This window comes from Vreelandella boliviensis LC1, from assembly GCF_000236035.1.
Classification (GTDB): Bacteria; Pseudomonadota; Gammaproteobacteria; order Pseudomonadales; family Halomonadaceae; genus Vreelandella; species Vreelandella boliviensis.
On the sequence record NZ_JH393259.1, the window covers coordinates 414,097 to 431,358 of the forward strand.

The 17,262-nt window shown below is 53.3% G+C and carries 16 protein-coding genes; 6 read left to right on the forward strand and 10 right to left on the reverse strand.

Annotated elements, in window-relative coordinates; genetic code table 11:
• Positions 1-4 precede the first annotated feature (4 nt).
• The 3 genes from KUC_RS16400 to KUC_RS16410 are packed head-to-tail and all read right to left on the reverse strand — an operon-like array spanning position 5 to position 2,324.
• A complete protein-coding gene (locus KUC_RS16400; protein WP_007114351.1) occupies positions 5-1,057 on the reverse strand; it encodes a COX15/CtaA family protein in 1,053 nt (350 codons plus the stop codon).
• Between the two features lie 32 nt (positions 1,058-1,089).
• Positions 1,090-1,599, reverse strand: coding sequence for a redox-active disulfide-containing membrane protein (locus KUC_RS16405; protein ID WP_007114352.1), 510 nt, complete (start codon positions 1,597-1,599; stop codon positions 1,090-1,092).
• A 5-nt stretch (positions 1,600-1,604) separates the two neighbouring features.
• Positions 1,605-2,324 (reverse strand): SURF1 family protein, encoded by a 720-nt coding sequence (locus KUC_RS16410; RefSeq protein ID WP_040481278.1) that lies wholly within the window; start codon positions 2,322-2,324, stop codon positions 1,605-1,607.
• Between KUC_RS16410 and KUC_RS16415 the strand changes: the two genes are divergently transcribed.
• Positions 2,323-2,514, forward strand: coding sequence for a DUF2909 domain-containing protein (locus KUC_RS16415; protein WP_007114354.1), 192 nt, complete (start codon positions 2,323-2,325; stop codon positions 2,512-2,514). The genes KUC_RS16410 and KUC_RS16415 overlap by 2 nt on opposite strands.
• Before the next feature lie 5 nt (positions 2,515-2,519).
• Here KUC_RS16415 and KUC_RS16420 read toward each other — a convergent pair whose 3' ends face one another.
• The 5 genes from KUC_RS16420 to KUC_RS19470 form a co-directional block, all read right to left on the reverse strand.
• Complete coding sequence (locus tag KUC_RS16420; RefSeq protein ID WP_040481280.1) at positions 2,520-3,380, reverse strand: cytochrome c oxidase subunit 3; 861 nt, start codon at positions 3,378-3,380, stop codon at positions 2,520-2,522.
• Positions 3,377-4,012 (reverse strand): cytochrome c oxidase assembly protein, encoded by a 636-nt coding sequence (locus tag KUC_RS16425; protein ID WP_007114356.1) that lies wholly within the window; start codon positions 4,010-4,012, stop codon positions 3,377-3,379. The genes KUC_RS16420 and KUC_RS16425 overlap by 4 nt, the downstream gene beginning before the upstream one ends.
• Positions 4,013-4,054: 42 nt before the next feature.
• The gene (ctaD, locus tag KUC_RS16430) at positions 4,055-5,689 is read right to left on the reverse strand and encodes a cytochrome c oxidase subunit I (RefSeq protein ID WP_007114357.1); all 1,635 of its coding nucleotides are present in this window, start codon (positions 5,687-5,689) and stop codon (positions 4,055-4,057) included.
• 49 nt (positions 5,690-5,738) lie between these two features.
• Positions 5,739-6,854, reverse strand: a complete 1,116-nt coding sequence (gene coxB, locus KUC_RS16435) for a cytochrome c oxidase subunit II (protein WP_040481282.1) — start codon at positions 6,852-6,854, stop codon at positions 5,739-5,741.
• 126 nt (positions 6,855-6,980) lie between these two features.
• Entirely contained in the window at positions 6,981-7,154 is a 174-nt protein-coding gene (locus KUC_RS19470; RefSeq protein WP_007114359.1) for a DUF2970 domain-containing protein, read from the reverse strand.
• 204 nt (positions 7,155-7,358) lie between these two features.
• Here KUC_RS19470 and KUC_RS16440 point away from each other — a divergent pair, with 204 nt between their 5' ends.
• A complete protein-coding gene (locus KUC_RS16440; RefSeq protein ID WP_007114360.1) occupies positions 7,359-7,592 on the forward strand; it encodes a hypothetical protein in 234 nt (77 codons plus the stop codon).
• 9 nt (positions 7,593-7,601) lie between these two features.
• On the opposite strand, the gene hrpB is transcribed toward KUC_RS16440, so the two are convergent.
• Positions 7,602-10,040, reverse strand: coding sequence for an ATP-dependent helicase HrpB (gene hrpB / locus KUC_RS16445; RefSeq protein WP_007114361.1), 2,439 nt, complete (start codon positions 10,038-10,040; stop codon positions 7,602-7,604).
• 7 nt (positions 10,041-10,047) lie between these two features.
• On the reverse strand, positions 10,048-10,728 hold the full coding sequence (locus tag KUC_RS16450) for a TetR family transcriptional regulator C-terminal domain-containing protein (RefSeq protein WP_040481285.1): 681 nt from the start codon (positions 10,726-10,728) through the stop codon (positions 10,048-10,050).
• Positions 10,729-10,947: 219 nt separating this feature from the next.
• On the opposite strand from KUC_RS16450, the gene xdhA reads away from it, so the two are divergent.
• From xdhA to guaD, 4 genes are read left to right on the forward strand one after another with little or no spacing between them, the layout of a single operon-like run.
• The gene (gene xdhA, locus KUC_RS16455) at positions 10,948-12,405 is read left to right on the forward strand and encodes a xanthine dehydrogenase small subunit (RefSeq protein ID WP_040481287.1); all 1,458 of its coding nucleotides are present in this window, start codon (positions 10,948-10,950) and stop codon (positions 12,403-12,405) included.
• Complete coding sequence (xdhB, locus tag KUC_RS16460) at positions 12,389-14,812, forward strand: xanthine dehydrogenase molybdopterin binding subunit (RefSeq protein WP_040481289.1); 2,424 nt, start codon at positions 12,389-12,391, stop codon at positions 14,810-14,812. Before xdhA ends, xdhB begins: the two co-directional genes overlap by 17 nt.
• Complete coding sequence (xdhC, locus tag KUC_RS16465; RefSeq protein WP_007114365.1) at positions 14,809-15,684, forward strand: xanthine dehydrogenase accessory protein XdhC; 876 nt, start codon at positions 14,809-14,811, stop codon at positions 15,682-15,684. Before xdhB ends, xdhC begins: the two co-directional genes overlap by 4 nt.
• Position 15,685: 1 nt before the next feature.
• A complete protein-coding gene (gene guaD / locus KUC_RS16470; protein WP_007114366.1) occupies positions 15,686-17,002 on the forward strand; it encodes a guanine deaminase in 1,317 nt (438 codons plus the stop codon).
• The last annotated feature ends 260 nt before the right edge of the window (positions 17,003-17,262 follow it).

Here is a 17,262-nt window from a genome sequence, read left to right on the forward strand (position 1 = left end):
CCTTTTATTGAGCGATAACGTTGTTATAAGGTGAATGATTGGTCGTTGTGTAAACGCCAGCCTCTTGGTAGCGCCAACGCCACCACGCCCAAACGAGTCCGGCGGCCAACGCAATGGCGCCAGCTGTGTGCAGTAGCGCCAGCCATAGCGGCAACCAAAGCACCACATTGGCAACCCCCAACGCAGCCTGCAGCGCATACAAACCGACGACTATCGCGAGCGGTCTTGCAACACTCTGCCAATGCCGATAACGCCACCAGAGCGCTATTAGCCCGACACCAAGCAACAATGCTCCCAGGCGATGAGCCACTTGAATCGCGGTTCGTGCGTCAGCATGCAACTGCCCATGTAGGTAATTGGGCCCCATGGTCTGGGTGAGATGAAATCCCTCGCTAATGTCCATCGCGGGTACCCATTGACCATTGCAAGTGGGGAATCCCTGGCAAGCGATACCGGCATAATTGCTCGACACCCAACCGCCTAGCGCCAGTTGCACAACCAGCAAACATGCCGCAATACTCCACCACGCATTAGCGCGCCGAGGCTCACTTGTTGGCTTTGGCGTCGAGGTAAGGCGTAAGCGAAGATGCAACCAAAAGAACAGCAGCAATACACTCAACCCGCCCAGTAGATGAAGGGTGACGACTTGAGGCCATAACTTGAGCGTAACGGTGAAGGCACCAAAGGCGCCCTGCAACAAAATAACGACGAGCAGCAACAAGCTTAGACGCCAAGGATAATCGCGACGATCACGCAAAGGCCAACCTAACGCAACAACGCTGAGTACCACCAGCCCGAGCAGAGTCGCGATATAGCGATGCACCATTTCCACCCACGCTTTAAAGGGTTCCAACGGGACATCAGGATGGCGCAGCGTGGCAAAGTCACTATCGGGGACTAGCAGCTTGCCGTAGCAACCAGGCCAGTCAGGGCAGCCCAAACCAGCGTCGACTAAACGCGTCCAGGCGCCTACCAAAATGACCACTGCGGTAAACAGAGTACCTACTAGCGTTAATCGCACTAACCACCGCAAGCGGCGCTCATATGAATCGTCCATGGCGGCTCCTTAACAACAAAGGTGAGCTTGCTTTATTGAGGGTTCACTTTAAGCAAATGCTGGATATCTTCGAGCACATACTTAGTAGCGACATTGGCCTCAAAGGCCAATGCAGGGCGCCCCATAGGATCAAGTACCCACACTGAATTGTCTTCACGCCATGCAGGCAAGTGCTGCCAATCGCTGGTTACCTCTCCCGGTAACGGTTCTGGGTCCCCACCAATTCGCAAACGGATTAATCTCGGTGCCTCGCGCCCTAAAGCGCGATGTAGCCGCCAAAACTCATCCATGCGCTGTTCGCAATGCTGGGCGCAGTCAAACGCCAATATCCACTCATCTTGGCCACTAACAGCCGCCTTGGTTAGTGGCCATTCGTCAAGCATGGGCAAATCCAGCTCAACTGTTCCGTGAGCCGTATGTCGGTCGGGAATACCTATGCGTAACTCGACCATCCCCCACGCAGCAACCATAGGGGCCGTAAATACAACAAAAATAAGGATCAACTTGAGCCGCTGGCGGCGAATGTGCTTGGCGTCCTGCATAGTATTCACCCCTGTTTATTTTTATTACCTAAACGCTTTTGTTGAGTTACATCTCGACGTAATCTCTGGCCGCCGATAAGCATGACCACCAAGGCCGCCAGGGCTAACCCCCACCACTGGAAGGCATAGCCCATATGCCGACTGGGTGGCATTACATTGGCTTCCCACCAAGGGATCAAAACCCCGTCGCCTTTACTAGCGTGTAACCATCCTGCGTAGCTAAAGGCACCTAGTGAAGCGTGCCAGGGCTCAAGACTGAGCTGCTGTAGCCTTACCCCTTCTCTATTCTCCCCATATAGCGGCCCACCCTCCTGAACATCCTGCCACTCACCGGTCAGCTCAACCCCGCCACGGGGTGTCTCTACCTGAGGTGGTTTGCGGCGAGGCCCGGTTGCTAAAAAACCCCGTTGCACCAGCCAAAGCTGCCCGTGGGTATCACGCAGTGGCGTTAGTACAGCCACACCCACTCTTCCGCCTACAACTCGATTGTCCAAATAGAGTGTTTGCTCCGCCAAGTACTCCCCCCGCAATGTAACCCGGGAACCTTGGGCTGGCTGCACAGTAGGTTGCACCAATGCAGGGGCTGCATTGCGAACGCCCATTGCTAACCGCTTGTCATCTGCCCTCTCCCACTGCCATAGTCCTAAACAGGCGCCTAACGTCACCAGTAAACTCCAGAACAGATACCAACTATAAAAACGCCATTGCCGAGAGGGTTTCATCATGTGGTTACAAATACTCATTGCCGCGGTATTCATTGCGATGGTTATCAGCTTGGCCATGGGAGCAGGCTTCCTGCTGCGTGATAATGGTTCTTCTCGCCGCCTATTACTCTCTCTCAAATGGAGAATTGGCTTAGCCTGCCTACTCATGGCCCTTATCATTTTCGGCTTCTGGTCAGGCCAGTTAGGCTAATGCGGCTATAAAACATAGACAAAAATAAACAGCCCAACCCAGACTACATCCACAAAGTGCCAATACCAGCATGAGGCTTCAAAACCAAAATGGTTTTCATCAGCGAAGTGTCCTTTAATAATACGCACCAGCATGGTGGCTAAAATCAGCGTGCCGATAATGACGTGAACCCCATGGAACCCCGTCAAAATAAAGAACGTCGCACCAAAGATCCCAGCTTCTAAGGTAATTCCGTAATGCGCGTAGGCCTCGTAATACTCAATGCCCTGAATCATGATAAAGCAGCAACCTAACAGCACGGTGCCCGTCAGCCAGTTACGACATGTTTTACGGTCACCCACTTTTAGGGCTTCGTGTGCAACGGTAAGTGTGATGCTGGAAGTAATCAAAATCAGCGTATTGACGAGAGGCAGCTGCCACGGGCTAAAGACTTGCTGGGGGCCTGCAATGGATGAGTCAGGCGGGTTCAGTAGCGGCCATGTTGCTACAAAGTCAGGCCATAGCAACGCGGAAACACCTTTTGCCCCTTCCCCTCCTAACCATGGGATAGCAAACATACGTACATAAAACAGCGCGCCAAAAAATGCGGCGAAAAACATCACTTCCGAAAAAATAAACCAGCCCATACCCCAGCGAAATGAGCGATCCATTTGAGCATCATATAGCCCACCCCGGGACTCGCTAATCACGTCACGGAACCACAGCCCCATCACTGCAATAACGCCCGCCACCCCGATTAATACCAGCGGCAAGCCGGTGTCATAGACAAGCTTAATACCGGTACCGACCATCATGGCACCGAGGGCCACTGAACCAAGCACAGGCCACCGACTACTCGCAGGAACGTAATAGCTACCACTGCTCATATTGTTTCTCCCGCCGCTTTATTGTTTTTTAGATAGTTTTTGAGGTCGCTCTGAGAACTGTTGTTAAGCGTGTTATTAAATGAGGCGCTTTGAATCGCATGCTCTACCGGATACAGCGTATACACCAGCGTAATAGTATTAATATCTTTAGGTAGATCCCGTGCCAGCTGGAATACCAACGGAATCGTTAAACGCTCCCCCCCCTGCAACAGCTGCTCTTGAAAGCAGAAGCAGCTGATTTTACGCAGATAAGGCGTGGCACTTGAGGGGGAGACGCTAGGCACTGCCCGGCCCCAGTTTTCGCTACGGCTATTATTGGTGAAGGTAAAATCGACTTCCGCCATTTGCCCTGGGTGCACGCTCATCTGGCGCATTTCTACGCTCATCTGCCACGGCAAGCCTGCGCTGCCTCGGGTGATAAATTGCACATTTATATAACGCGACTCATCTACCTCTTCATGCACAATACTTTGCGCCGTGGCATCCACTTTGCCGTTAATACCGGTGATCCGACAAAAAACGTCATAAAGCGGCACTAATGCAAAGGCAAATCCAAACATGCCAACCAGAACGGCGACTGTTCTAATGACCGTGCGGCGCACGCCCACTTTTGCCTGATTTTGACTATCCATAGCACCTCTTAGGCACAGTGGCCCACGTGGTTTATGTCATTTCTAGTGGGACGTGCGATGAAACACCGGTGGCGTTTCAAACGTATGCAGGGGTGCTGGGCTAGGCACCGTCCACTCCAAGTCCACTGCGCCCTCCCAGGCTTTTGCTGGCGCTTTTTTGCCACCACGGACACACAGTATGACTACCAAGACAAATAGCAGCTGTGATGCGCCGAAGAAGAAGGCGCCAATACTCGATAGTAAGTTAAAATCGGCAAACTGAAGGGCGTAGTCAGGGATTCGCCGCGGCATACCCGCCAAGCCAGCGAAGTGCATGGGGAAGAAAGTTAAGTTGACGCCGATAATTGAAAACCAGAAATGCCACTGGGCTAATCGCTCATTGGGGTAGTGGCCAGTCCATTTCGGCAACCAGTAATACACCCCTGCCATAATGGCAAAAATCGCCCCAGGTACTAACACATAGTGAAAGTGGGCAACCACAAAGTAGGTATCGTGATACTGAAAATCCGCCGGCGCGATCGCTAGCATCAGCCCTGAAAAACCACCAATGGTAAACAGCACCACAAAGGCCAGGGCAAATAGCATCGGCGATTCAAAACTAATCGAGCCGCGAAACAGTGTGGTTACCCAGTTAAACACTTTAACCCCAGTAGGCACGGCAATGAGCATAGTGGAATACATGAAAAACAGCTCTGCCACCAAAGGCAACCCCACCACAAACATATGGTGAGCCCAGACTAAAAATGACAACAGCGCAATGGCCGCGGTGGCGTACACCATGGAGGCGTAACCAAACAGAGGCTTACGCGCAAAGGTGGGGATGATTGCTGAGACAATACCAAAGGCAGGCAGAATCATGATGTACACTTCGGGATGCCCAAAGAACCAGAATAGGTGTTGAAATAACACAGGATCCCCACCGCCTGCCGCGTCAAAGAAGCTGGTTCCAAAATTGATATCCATAAGCATCATGGTGATTACCCCTGCCAGCACCGGCATCACGGCAATCAACAGAAAAGCGGTAATCAGCCAAGTCCAGACAAACAGCGGCATGTCCATTAAGCGCATGCCCGGAGCACGCATGTTCAAAATGGTCGCGATGATGTTGATGGCACCGAGAATGGAGCTAATACCGGCAATATGCAGCGCTAAAATAAAGAAGGTAGTAGAAGGTGGCGCGTAAGTCGTCGACAGCGGCGCATAAAATGTCCAGCCAAAATTAGGGCCACCGCCGGGCATAAACAGTGTTGAAAGTAACAACGTAAATGCCACTGGCAGCAGCCAAAAACTGAAGTTATTCAACCGGGGCAACGCCATATCAGGCGCGCCAATTTGTAGCGGTATCATCCAGTTGGCTAACCCGGTGAAAGCGGGCATCACCGCTGCAAACACCATGATCAAGCCATGCATGGTGGTCATCTGGTTGAAAAACTCTGGCTCGACCAACTGCAATCCGGGTTGAAAAAGCTCGGCCCTGACCACCAGGGCAAATATTCCGCCGATGAAAAACATTGTCAGCGAAAAAATCAGGTAAAGGGAGCCAATCTCTTTGTGGTTAGTGGTCAGCAGCCAGCGCAAAATACCTTTGGGTGGCGCAGTATGACCATGACTTTGGCCATCGGCGACGGCCGTAGTGCTGTGTTGCAGCGGGGGCTGAGGAGGCATATTGGGCGCCATGTAACTCTCCGAAATATTGTTGTTGTCTGATTTGAGTGGCAAACCTGGATCACTGGGCAATTAACTCTGCCACTTCAGAAGGTTGCACCACATCTCCCGTATCATTACCCCAAGCATTTCGCGAATAGGTGACCACTGCGGCAAGTTCAACCGGGTTTAATGTGCTACGAAAAGCGGGCATCGCCGCACCCGACACACCGTTTATGACCTTGTCTAGGTGCCAATCCACATCACTGATTAGCTGTTCGTTATTCGCCAGTGCCGGGAACGCAGGCGGCGCGCCTTGACCTTCAGCTTGGTGACAAGAGGAGCAGATCGATTGATAAACTGATTCGCCCCGCTCCACTAGCTCATCCATTTCCCACTCGCGGTCAACGCCCATCGCTTCTTGCTCAGCAGCTTCTTTCCGATCGGCCAACCAATTCTCAAACTCCTCTTCTTCTACTGCATGCACCACCACAGGCATAAAACCGTGATCAATACCACACAGCTCAGCACACTGTCCGCGGTATATACCCGGTTCGTTGATCTTCACCCAGTTCTCATTGATAAAGCCGGGAATCGTATCCTGCTTAACCGCTAGATCCGGCACCCACCAAGAGTGAATAACATCGTCTGAAGTCATCAGAAAACGTACTTTACGGTTAATCGGCAGCACCAGCGGTTCGTCAACCTCTAATAAGTAATGCTCCCCACGGGCTTCTTCGCCACTGATTTGCGTTCTCGGCGTACTCATATTTGAGGTAAACGCAACATCCTCGCCAAGATACTCATAGCGCCAACGCCACTGCTGGCCGGTAATCATTACGTCCAACTCGGCGTCTGATGAGTCGTACATATTTTTCAAGGTAGCGGTGGCGGGCACTGCCATGCCGACCAGAATCAGAATGGGGATGGCGGTCCATAACACTTCCACACTGGTATGTTCGTGAAAGTGGGCAGCCTTTGCACCTTTGGAGTGGCGATAACGGAACAAGGAGTAAAACATTGCCCCAAATACCACCACGCCAATCACGACACATATCCAAAAAATGGTCATGTGCAGGCCATAAATATCGCTGCTCACATCTGTTACGCCAACGGGCATGTTCCAGCCGTTCGCCTGAGCCTGTGCCCCACTTGCAGCAAGGGATATGGCCATTAGCCACCGCCACCGTGAACGCATAGAGACCTCCAGTTTATTGTTGTTATTACTTATCGTTAGATTAGGACAGGATTAAATGAGATATTAGCAGTATAGAAAATATGTGCCATTCGTCACGTTTTGCTTATTTAACGCTATCAACGCTTTTCAGCGGGCCGCAAACATAGCCAAAAAAATAAGCAGTAAAACAAACAGCAGCGTAATCACCACGCCAGTGACAAGGTAGGCTGCTGGCTTGCCACTACTAAAGTCTTCTTCCCGCTTTTGGTTGCTCTGAACGCCTAGTAATGCTGCTAAAACTGACTTCACCACCGACCACATATAACCTCCGAGGGGGAATTGACGCTCTCGCATTCATTCAGGACTGAAGGGTTAACCACTATTATCATAGGCATACATAAGCATTACGTCAGTGTAAAGGAGCGAAATCTAAGCATTTACAGCCAGGCAAATGACGACCTATAGTTCCTCAATGTGAGATACTCAGTTTATTCTCAGGATCAGCGCCACCCAATGGAGTGCCTTATGTTCAAGCGCCGCCTCGCATTACCCATCTCGACGTTATTTGTTATTGTTCCGCTGCTGTTAGCAGGCTGTACTACTTATACATGGCCGGACGGCTCTAAGGAAACCGTTATCGGTGTTGTGCCTGAGGAGGAGAATCAACGCTACGAAGAAGAACGGGTGGACGGTGTACGCTACCGCATTCCAGACGAGATCCCGGTAAAACGCAGCGAATCAATACCTGTGTCACGATAGCTAATACAGTCACACCTTGCGCCTGGTTTGCGCAGTAGCGGGTGCCGTTAGCGGGTCTTCTGGCCAAGGATGTTTGGGGTAGCGACCACGCATCTCTTTGCGTACCTCGGGGTAGCCATTTTGCCAAAAGCTGACTAAGTCCTGAGTCACTTGCAGCGGACGCCGCGCAGGCGAAAGCAGATGAATCATCACGGCAACGGTACCATTCAAAACGGTAGGTGTTACCCGCCAGCCAAAGGCCTCCTGCAGTTTCAATGCTAAAATAGGTGGGCGCTGGGAAAGGCACGGCTGGTAGTCTAAGCCAACCTGCTTGCCGCTAGGAACCTCAAGCATTAGCGGGGTTAACTGCTCAAATTCGCTTTGCGCTTCCCAGGTCAGTGAATTGAGCAGATAGCGCTCTAGCGGCAATTTCTCAATTTGACTCAGCCGTTTAATACCGATTAGGTAAGGGGCTAGCCAGCTCTCTAGTGAAGCTAATAGCGCTGGCTCCGACCAATCTGGCCATGCTTCGCCTAGATTATCGCGCAGCAACGCCATACGTCCACGCATCTGCTGTAGATTATCACCGAATAACCGACCCGGCTGCTGACGCAGCGCGTTCAATAACGCCTCTTTTACCGCCTCCTCAGGTAAGTGCACTAAAGGCCGCTTGGCAATGACAAGGCTAGCATGCGCCTGCACCTCTTCACCGATTAAACGGCCCTGCTCTTGCGACCAAGCCACCCGCGGCTGCCATTTTTGAATACCGGGATATAGCGAAAGCAGTGATTCAAGTGACAGCGGCTCACCTGTGATAATACGCGTTTGACCGCCCACAGTACTATGTAACGCGACAGCCACTAAAAAGGACTGATGCGCCAGCATATCGTTTAAAGGCAACGTGGCGGTTTTGCCATTCGCAAGCCGAAATATGCCAGAATCCATTTGCTGGCCAATACGCTCTGGGTATGCCAACGCTAGAAGTGGCCCAAGCGGCTCTAACACGGCGTCACTAAGTGCAATCCCTGCTATTTTTGCCAGCCTAAGCGCTTCGCGCTGCCAGCTGGGAAAACGTTTAGGCTGACGAACACGCAGTGCCAACGCGTCGTGCAGAGAGCGCTCGCTGCTGTCACGCTCCTCTAGGAGTGCCGCCATCCCACAGGCCAGCGGCAAAACATTAAAGTCTGACGCTCGCTCCAACATCACAGCAATTCTCGGCTCAACTGGCCATCGGGCACAGCGGTTACCCAGAGGAGTTAGCTTGTAATACTCGTCTAACACACCCAGTTGCACCAGTAACGATTGGCCACCTCGCCAGGCGCCCTCCGGCGGCGGCGTTACCCAGCTTAGCGCTTGGGGTGATGCGACGCCCCAACAAGCCAGTTCGAGCACTAGCGATGAGAGATCCGCTTGTAGAATTTCCGGCTCACCGTAAGGCACCAACGTCTGCTCCTGAGCCCAGAGCCGAAAACAGCTGCCCTCCCGCTGCCGCCCTGCACGCCCCCGCCGCTGATCGGCACTGGCGCGATTAATACGGCGGGTCGTTAAACGGGTTAGCCCTGTGCGCGGCTGAAAAAGCGGCACCCGCTCTAGGCCACCGTCAATCACCACGTTCACCCCATCCACGGTGATGCTTGATTCGGTGATGGCGGTGGACACGATAATTCGCTGTTTTGATGTATTCGCCGCCAAAGCTGCCTGCTGTTCAGCAATACTCATTCTCCCGTGCAGCCGCCGAATGGCCAGATCGGGCAGCATCTTTTCCAGCAACTGAACTAAGCGATTGATTTCGGCGACGCCGGGCAAGATCACCAGTATGTCTTGGGTACCGGGCATTGATAGCGCTTCTTCAATCACCCGAAGCGCGTGACTAACGCTCTCCTCGCCACTTAGAGCAGGACGATAGGCCGTCGTCACCGGAAACTGGCGCCCATGGCACTCAATGACAGGCACCGGCCCGCCCAACACCCGCTTGAGCGCTTCGACATCCAGGGTTGCCGACATCACCAGTAAGCGCAAATCGTCGCGAATACTGGTTTGCACATCCAGCATTAACGCCAAGCCCACATCGGCTTCTAGACTACGCTCATGGAACTCATCAAAAATGATCCCGGCAATGCCTTCTAACAGCGGGTCAGCTTGCAGCATGCGGGTGAGCACGCCCTGGGTCACTACCTCCAAGCGGGTTTGCGCGCTCACACAGCTATCACCGCGCATGCGATACCCCACCGTTTGGCCAACGCTTTCACCCAACTGTTGGGCCATATAGCAAGCCGCCAATCGCGCGGCTACCCGTCGTGGCTCGAGTAAAAGCAGCCTTTGCCCTTTGACCCAATCTTCTTCAAGTAAACAGAGCGGCACGCGGGTGGTTTTCCCTGCTCCCGGCTGGGCAATCAACAACAGCCGATTACTACTGGCCAGGACGGTTTTGAGCTGATCAAGATACTGATCAATAGGCAAATCGCTCATTTGAAGATCACTTTTCAATCCTGTGAACGTCGATATTTGGTTTGGATGCAAGTGTAGGTGTAGTGATACCACAGCCTTTTAGAATAACGTGTTCAAGAAAGTCGGAGATGGACTCAAGATCATCTTCGCTTAACGCATCTCGGCCTAGAATGCCGCTGACCTGGGCACTATATTCAGTGTAGTGCTGGGTGGCAGACCAAATTAAGAAAATCAGCCACCTGGGGTCGACAGTATCCATTTTTCCCTGGGCTGACCATTGGCGCATGATCGCAGCGCGAGAAGCCACCCAATCGCGCAACTCGCCCGCCAAATAATCACTTAAGAAGGGGGCACCGGCTAAAATTTCCGCTGCAAATAGTTTTGAACCTTCTGGGTAGCGCTGTCCTAGCACCATTTTAGTGCGAATAAAGTCACTGAGTACCGCCGCTGGATCGCTATCCGGGGTAATGTCTTCAAGCACTTCGTTCCAGCGGCGCATCATGCGGTTAAGCAGTCGCACATAAAGCGATTGCTTACTGCCCATGTAGTACAAAATATTGGCTTTGGGGAGACCTGCTCGATCAGCGATCACTTGCAAACTCGCCCCGCGGTAGCCGTGCTGAGAAAACACTTCCTCAGCGGCCCTTAGAATACTTGCCTCCATTCTTTCCCGGCTTGGGCTTTCATGAGTGACAGATACGGCGGTCATTAACGGTAATCCCCATTAGTGTGAGTGATTCGTAACGTGAATGTTTAGTTACATAATTGGATAGGCTGGCTGCCCCAAAAGTTAGCATTTCACATAAGCTTGCCCCACTCCTGTGCAGTGAGCAAATGCTTGCAAGGTAGGGTGTTTTGTCTCAAGCTCAACAAAGCTGACCGATCGGCCAACACAATCCCGGTCTATACAATAACAGTGGAGTTCGGCATGGCAACGATTGCGTTCCTGCTCAATGGGACCCCCCAGCGGTGTAGTGTTTCACCAGACACCAGCATTTTAACCCTATTACGTGAGCATTTGGCCCAGACGGGTACCAAAGAGGGCTGCGCATCGGGCGATTGCGGCACTTGCACCGTGGCGATTGGTGAGCCAACGGCTGGCACGCAAAGGTTTACCAGCGCTAACGCTTGCATCACGCCTGCTCACCAACTACAGGGCAGGCACTTGGTCACCGTTGAAGGGTTGTCGGAAAAAGGCCACCTGCACCCAGCCCAGGAAGCGATGATCGAATGCCATGGCAGCCAGTGTGGTTTTTGTACGCCGGGTATTGTTATGTCGCTTTTCACTCTGCATAACGACCTTACTCAGCGGCCCTCACCGCTAACACCAGAGCGACTTGAAGCCGCGCTAGGTGGAAACCTGTGCCGCTGCACCGGCTATCGCCCAATTCGGGATGCGGCGCTGCTTATGAACGATATTGCCTACCAGCGCCCTCTGTGGTTCGATGCGTCGCAGCCAGCGTCAAAAAGTGATTCTCAAACCACCGAGACAGCGGAGCCAGCATCCTTTTTCGCCCAGCCAACCTCCCTGGCAACGCTAACGCAATTGCGCCAAGCAGCCCCACAGGCACGCTTGGTGGCAGGCGGCACGGATCTCTGGCTGGAGATCACTCAGCGTTTGGCAACCTTTGACCAGTTGATTGACGTTTCTCGCGTTGCCGAGCTACTCACCATTGAAGAGGCCCTGTTTGAAAATCAAACCGGCTGGTGGATAGGCGCTGGGATGACCTATACGCAGCTTGAGCCGCTGTTTGAAGCCAACTTTCCAGCGTTTGCCCATCTACTGCACCGGCTGGGCTCCCAGCAGATTCGCAACCGGGGAACCCTAGGCGGTAATATTGCCAATGCTTCCCCTATTGGCGATACGCCCCCCGTGCTACTGGCTTTGTGTGCCCAGATAGAGCTTGCCAGCGTTACCGGCAAGCGTTGCCTAGCGCTGGAAGATTTCTTCCTGGATTACAAAAAAACCGCGCTGGCGGCTGATGAAGTCATTTCCCGAATTTTTGTTCCCCAGCCGGTTGAAGGCTGCCAACTACGCGTCTGGAAACTCTCCAAGCGTCGCGAAGATGATATCTCCGCGCTACTCGGTGCCTTTAGCTACCGCATTGAACAAGGTTCCTTACGCGATGTGCGGATCGCCTTTGGCGGCATGGCCGCTATTCCCAAACGCGCGCAAGCTGTAGAAACTGCGCTCGAGGGGTGCACCATTAGCGTGGAAGCGTTTCGCGCCGCTCAGCAGGCACTCGAGAATGATTTCCAACCCATGAGTGACGTGCGGGGCAGTCAGCATTATCGTCAGCAAGCCGCCAAGAACCTGCTTGAACGTCTCTATATATCTCTCTCAGCGCCCGACCATGAGGTGATGCTCCATGCGTACGCTCACTAAATTGGACGGCGATAGCAGCCGTGCCCGCCGCGAACTACACGACCACATCCAAGGCGCTGGGCCCTTGGCACGCCATACGGTCGACAGCAAAGGCATGCGACAGGCGGGAAGCGCCAGTTTTCACGAAAGTGCCGAAAAACACGTTACCGGCAAGGCGGCTTATATTGACGACTTGGCCGTACCGGCCGATGCGTTGCATGTGGCGCTAGGCCTATCGCCTGTGGCCCACGGCACCTTAACGCAGCTTGATCTCGGTAAAGTCAAAGAGGCGCTGGGCGTAGTCGATGTAATTACGTTTCATGAGGTACCGGGGCATACCGATATCGGGCCAGTATTTCCCGGCGATCCAATTTTTGTCGATCAGGAGATCAGCTACGCGGGCCAATGCCTGTTCGCCGTTGCAGCAACATCGCTGCAGGCAGCACGTCGAGCCGTCAAGTTAGCCACCATTAGCATCGATGAACAGCCCGCCAGTTTAGACCCAGTGGCAGCAACGGAGCGCGAGGAGTTTGTGCGTCCGACCCACGTGCAGACCCGTGGCGATTGGCAGCAGGCGCTTGACCAAGCGGAACAGATTGTTGAAGGCGAGCTGTTCGTCGGAGGTCAAGAGCACTTCTATCTGGAAGGCCAGGCCTGCGTGGTTCACCCCACCGAAGATGAGGGCGTTATCGTCCACACCTCCAACCAGCACCCTAGCGAGACCCAGAAGCTGGTGGCCGAGGTGCTCGATATTCCTTTTCATGCCGTGACCGTAGAAGTCCGCCGTATGGGCGGTGGCTTTGGTGGCAAAGAGACTCAGGCTTCTCCCTGGGCGTGTATTGCCGCGATTATTGCCCGCCGCACCGGCAAGACGGTTCGACTCCGCTTACCGCGCAGTGAAGATATGCGCGCCACGGGCAAACGCCACCCCTTCCATAACCGCTACCGACTGGCTATTGATGCTGAAGGCGTTATTCAGGGTGGTGAAATCACGGTGATCGGTGACTGCGGCTACTCGCCGGACCTTTCCGACGCTATCGTCGATCGCGCTATGTTCCATGCCGACAACGCCTACTCGCTGGGGGATGCCCAGGTAGTCGGTCATAGAACCAAAACCCATACCGCTTCCAATACCGCCTTTCGAGGTTTCGGTGGCCCCCAAGGGATGATGATCATTGAAGCGGCCATGGATGATATTGCCCGCCAGATTGGCGAAGACCCACTGACCGTACGTAAGCGCAACTTCTACCGTGATGGCCGCGAGATGACCCATTACGGCCAGCAAGTCGATCAGCGGCAACTCCTGCATACGCTCGTTGAAACACTCGAAAGCGACAGCGATTACTGGGCGCGGCGCAAAGAGGTCAGTGACTTCAATGCCACGAGCCCTGTTATTAAGAAAGGGCTGGCACTTACCCCGGTTAAATTTGGCATTTCGTTTACCGCCCAGCACCTTAATCAGGCGGGTGCCCTACTGCATGTTTACACCGACGGCAGTGTGATGATCAATCACGGCGGTACCGAGATGGGCCAAGGGCTACATACTAAAATTTGTCAGGTAGTGGCTAGGGAGCTGGGCCTGGATCTGGAGAAGGTGCGCATCACCGCTACGCGAACCGACAAAGTTCCCAACACATCCCCTACCGCTGCCTCTAGCGGTGCTGATCTAAATGGTATGGCAGCACGGGACGCGGCCAGCAAGCTACGTGAACGCCTATTTGACTTCGCTGCGGTGCACTTTGCGGAGGGCCTAGACCGTGAAGGTATGCGTTTAGAAGAAGGCATGTTGGTAGCAGGAATCGGAGAAAGCGAACGCCGCATCCCTTGGGGTGAGTTGGTGCAAACAGCCTACCTAAATCGCATATCGCTATCTGCAAAAGGCTTCTATGCCACCCCGCTGATTCACTATGATCGTTCCATTGGGCAAGGCCGGCCATTCTACTACTTTGCGTTTGGCGCGGCAGTGGCAGAGGTAAGCGTGGATACCTTGAGCGGGGAGTATCAGGTAGACCGCGTCGATATCTTGCACGATGTGGGTGATTCATTAAATCCCGCCATTGATATTGGCCAGGTGGAGGGGGGCTTTATTCAGGGAATGGGCTGGTTGACCAGCGAAGAGCTGAAGTGGAACGATAAAGGCGTGCTGGTCAGCGATGGCCCGGCGACCTATAAAATTCCTACCTTTGGCGACCTACCGCCTATCTTTAATGTCGCCCTTTTGGAAGGGCATCCCAACTCCATGGCCAGTCTCTATCGCTCAAAAGCAGTAGGCGAGCCCCCTTTTATGCTGGGTATGTGTGTCTGGTCAGCGCTGCGTGATGCCCTTTCGAGCCTTACCGATTACGCCATATCGCCTCACTTAGACACCCCGGCCACGCCAGAGCGGGTTATGCTGGCGGCCAATGCCATCAGGAAGAAAGCGCTGTGAGTGACCTTCATACACCTGAAACCTGGCATGCGGCACTCCACCGCTTACAGCGCGACGGCATTCCCCATGTATTAGCCACCCAGGTGACCAGCGCAGGCTCAACGCCCCGCGAGCCTGGTGCGCGCATGGTGATTACTGACGATGCTATTTTCGATACGCTAGGTGGCGGTACCTTTGAGTGGCAAACCATTACCACCGCACGTGCTTGTTTGGCTGAACAACGCTATGGCCTCAGCTTAGAAGCTTTCTCTCTAGGTGGGCGCAGCGGCCAGTGCTGCGGCGGCTTCGTTAATATCCTCTTGGAAGCCTTTCCTGGCACTACAACGCACATCGCCATCTTCGGTGCAGGACATGTAGGTCAGGAAATTGTAAAACTAAGTGCGCCGCTTCCCTGGCAGTTGCACTGGCACGATAGCCGAAGCGATGCTTTTGCCGAACAATATCAGCAACAGCCACGACTTAACTTTTATCCACTTCAAGATGCACAGCACAGTGTCGCCGCCTTGCGCGCAGATACCCATGCGCTGGTATTGACGCACAACCATGACGAAGACTATTCCCTAATCACCGCGCTGATCGATCGCGATGACGTCGCGTCGATTGGACTGATTGGTTCTGACAGCAAATGGGCAAGCTTTGAAGGACGCCTTAAGCGCGAAGGTTACTCTGCCAAACAAATTTTGCGCGTGCGATGCCCCATTGGGCGTATCCAGGCCACTAAGCTCAATAATAAAACGCCCTATGCGATTGCTTTAACGGTGGTGGCCGAACTGCTTTGGCTAACGGATGCGCCCTCTTCTCAAGAAAACCGCGGTCTTGATTCCCAGGCGCTACGAACGCTAATGACCGACTCTCCGACGACCACGAGTTAATATGAATTCTTCTACCGATACGTTCATTCGTGCCGAATTGATTAGTTTTGCCCGCGACCCTGGCGATGGCAATACGCCCGAACCGGAAAGTTTAGAGCATTACGGCGACGGATTGCTCTGGTTGAAAGGCCAGCACATTCATGCCATCGGCCATTTCGCCGAACTCTCACCTTCACTACCCAAAGGTGCTGACGTTCTCAATTATTGTGACAAACTGATTATGCCGGGGTTTATCGATACCCATGTGCACTATGTGCAGCTGGATATCATGGCTTCTTATGGCCGCCAACTGCTTGACTGGTTAAATGACTACACCTTCCCTGAAGAGTGTCGCTTTGCTAATCATGCTCATGCAGAAGCGCTGTCTAACGCTTTTTTAGATGAAATGCTGCGTGCGGGGACTACCACCGCTCAAGTATTTGGCTCTAGCCACCCTGGCTCCGTAGATGCCTTTTTCACCGCTTGTCAAAAACGTCAGTTACGCATGCTGGTCGGCAAGGTATTGATGGATCGTAATGCACCAGAGGCGCTGATGGACGGTGTATCTGGCATTGCTGACAGCGAGCGACTTATTGAAGACTGGCACGGCAATGGCCGACTGGGCTATAGCGTCACACCGCGCTTTGCACCGACATCAACCAAAACGCAAATGGATGCGGCAGGTGCCCTGCTTCGTAATGACTCAAGCCTTTGGCTACAAACGCATTTAGCTGAAAATAGCGGAGAGTTAGACTGGGTAGCAGAATTATTTCCAAGCAGCCGCGACTACTTAGCCGTTTATGAAGAAGCAGGCTTAGTCGGGCCCCGCAGCACCTTCGCACACGGCATTCATCTCGATAACGGCATGCGCAAGCGCCTAGCCGATCGCGGCGCTAATATTGCTTTTTGCCCTAGCTCTAACCTTTTCCTTGGCAGCGGATTATTCAACCGTGAAGCCGCCAAACAGACGGGAATGGCATTTACATTTGCTAGTGACATTGGCGCAGGCACTGATTTATCAGGGTTTGGAACGCTTAAAGCGGCCTATCAAGTGGGTCAACTAGCCGGACAGCCCCTTACCGCATGGCAGGGTTTTTATGGCTTAACCATGGGCAATGCAAAAGCGCTCTCGCTGGATAGCCATGTCGGTCAATTGGCTCCTAGCCTTGAGGCTGACTTTGTGGTGATTGACCCACAGGCAACATCGCTGCTGTCTCGACGTATCAGCCATTGCACTACGCTTGGTGAACGACTGTTTGCGCTAATGATGCTGGCTGACGACCGCGCCATCTATGAAACCTGGGCAGGTGGCATCTGCCAACATCGTAGGGATATATAAGTGAGGGAGGAGTGAGGAATTGGAACCCTTCACTCCTCACCCTTATCCCTCACGGGATCTCACACAAAAAAATCCCCCAGAGCATCAGCCCTGGGGGATTTTTCGTAATAAGTGCCTGACGATGACCCGGTCGGCGCCCCGATACTCTCCATAGGGAGACCCCTTGTTTTTTTCTTCCACGCACACAAAAAACCCAGCCGGGTGGCTGGGTTCTTTGTTAAATAAGTGCCTGACGATGACCTACTCTCGCATGGGGAGAC

Coding starts and splice junctions, on each gene's coding strand:
- KUC_RS16440 (WP_007114360.1), top strand. CDS start 7,359: ATGTTCAAGCGCCGCCTCGCATTACCCATCTCGACGTTATTTGTTATT.
- xdhB (WP_040481289.1), top strand. CDS start 12,389: ATGCGTACGCTCACTAAATTGGACGGCGATAGCAGCCGTGCCCGCCGC.
- xdhA (WP_040481287.1), top strand. CDS start 10,948: ATGGCAACGATTGCGTTCCTGCTCAATGGGACCCCCCAGCGGTGTAGT.
- KUC_RS16450 (WP_040481285.1), bottom strand. CDS start 10,728: ATGACCGCCGTATCTGTCACTCATGAAAGCCCAAGCCGGGAAAGAATG.
- KUC_RS16425 (WP_007114356.1), bottom strand. CDS start 4,012: ATGGATAGTCAAAATCAGGCAAAAGTGGGCGTGCGCCGCACGGTCATT.
- hrpB (WP_007114361.1), bottom strand. CDS start 10,040: ATGAGCGATTTGCCTATTGATCAGTATCTTGATCAGCTCAAAACCGTC.
- ctaD (WP_007114357.1), bottom strand. CDS start 5,689: ATGGCGCCCAATATGCCTCCTCAGCCCCCGCTGCAACACAGCACTACG.
- KUC_RS16420 (WP_040481280.1), bottom strand. CDS start 3,380: ATGAGCAGTGGTAGCTATTACGTTCCTGCGAGTAGTCGGTGGCCTGTG.
- guaD (WP_007114366.1), top strand. CDS start 15,686: ATGAATTCTTCTACCGATACGTTCATTCGTGCCGAATTGATTAGTTTT.
- KUC_RS16415 (WP_007114354.1), top strand. CDS start 2,323: ATGTGGTTACAAATACTCATTGCCGCGGTATTCATTGCGATGGTTATC.
- KUC_RS16405 (WP_007114352.1), bottom strand. CDS start 1,599: ATGCAGGACGCCAAGCACATTCGCCGCCAGCGGCTCAAGTTGATCCTT.
- KUC_RS16400 (WP_007114351.1), bottom strand. CDS start 1,057: ATGGACGATTCATATGAGCGCCGCTTGCGGTGGTTAGTGCGATTAACG.
- KUC_RS19470 (WP_007114359.1), bottom strand. CDS start 7,154: ATGTGGTCGGTGGTGAAGTCAGTTTTAGCAGCATTACTAGGCGTTCAG.
- coxB (WP_040481282.1), bottom strand. CDS start 6,854: ATGCGTTCACGGTGGCGGTGGCTAATGGCCATATCCCTTGCTGCAAGT.
- KUC_RS16410 (WP_040481278.1), bottom strand. CDS start 2,324: ATGATGAAACCCTCTCGGCAATGGCGTTTTTATAGTTGGTATCTGTTC.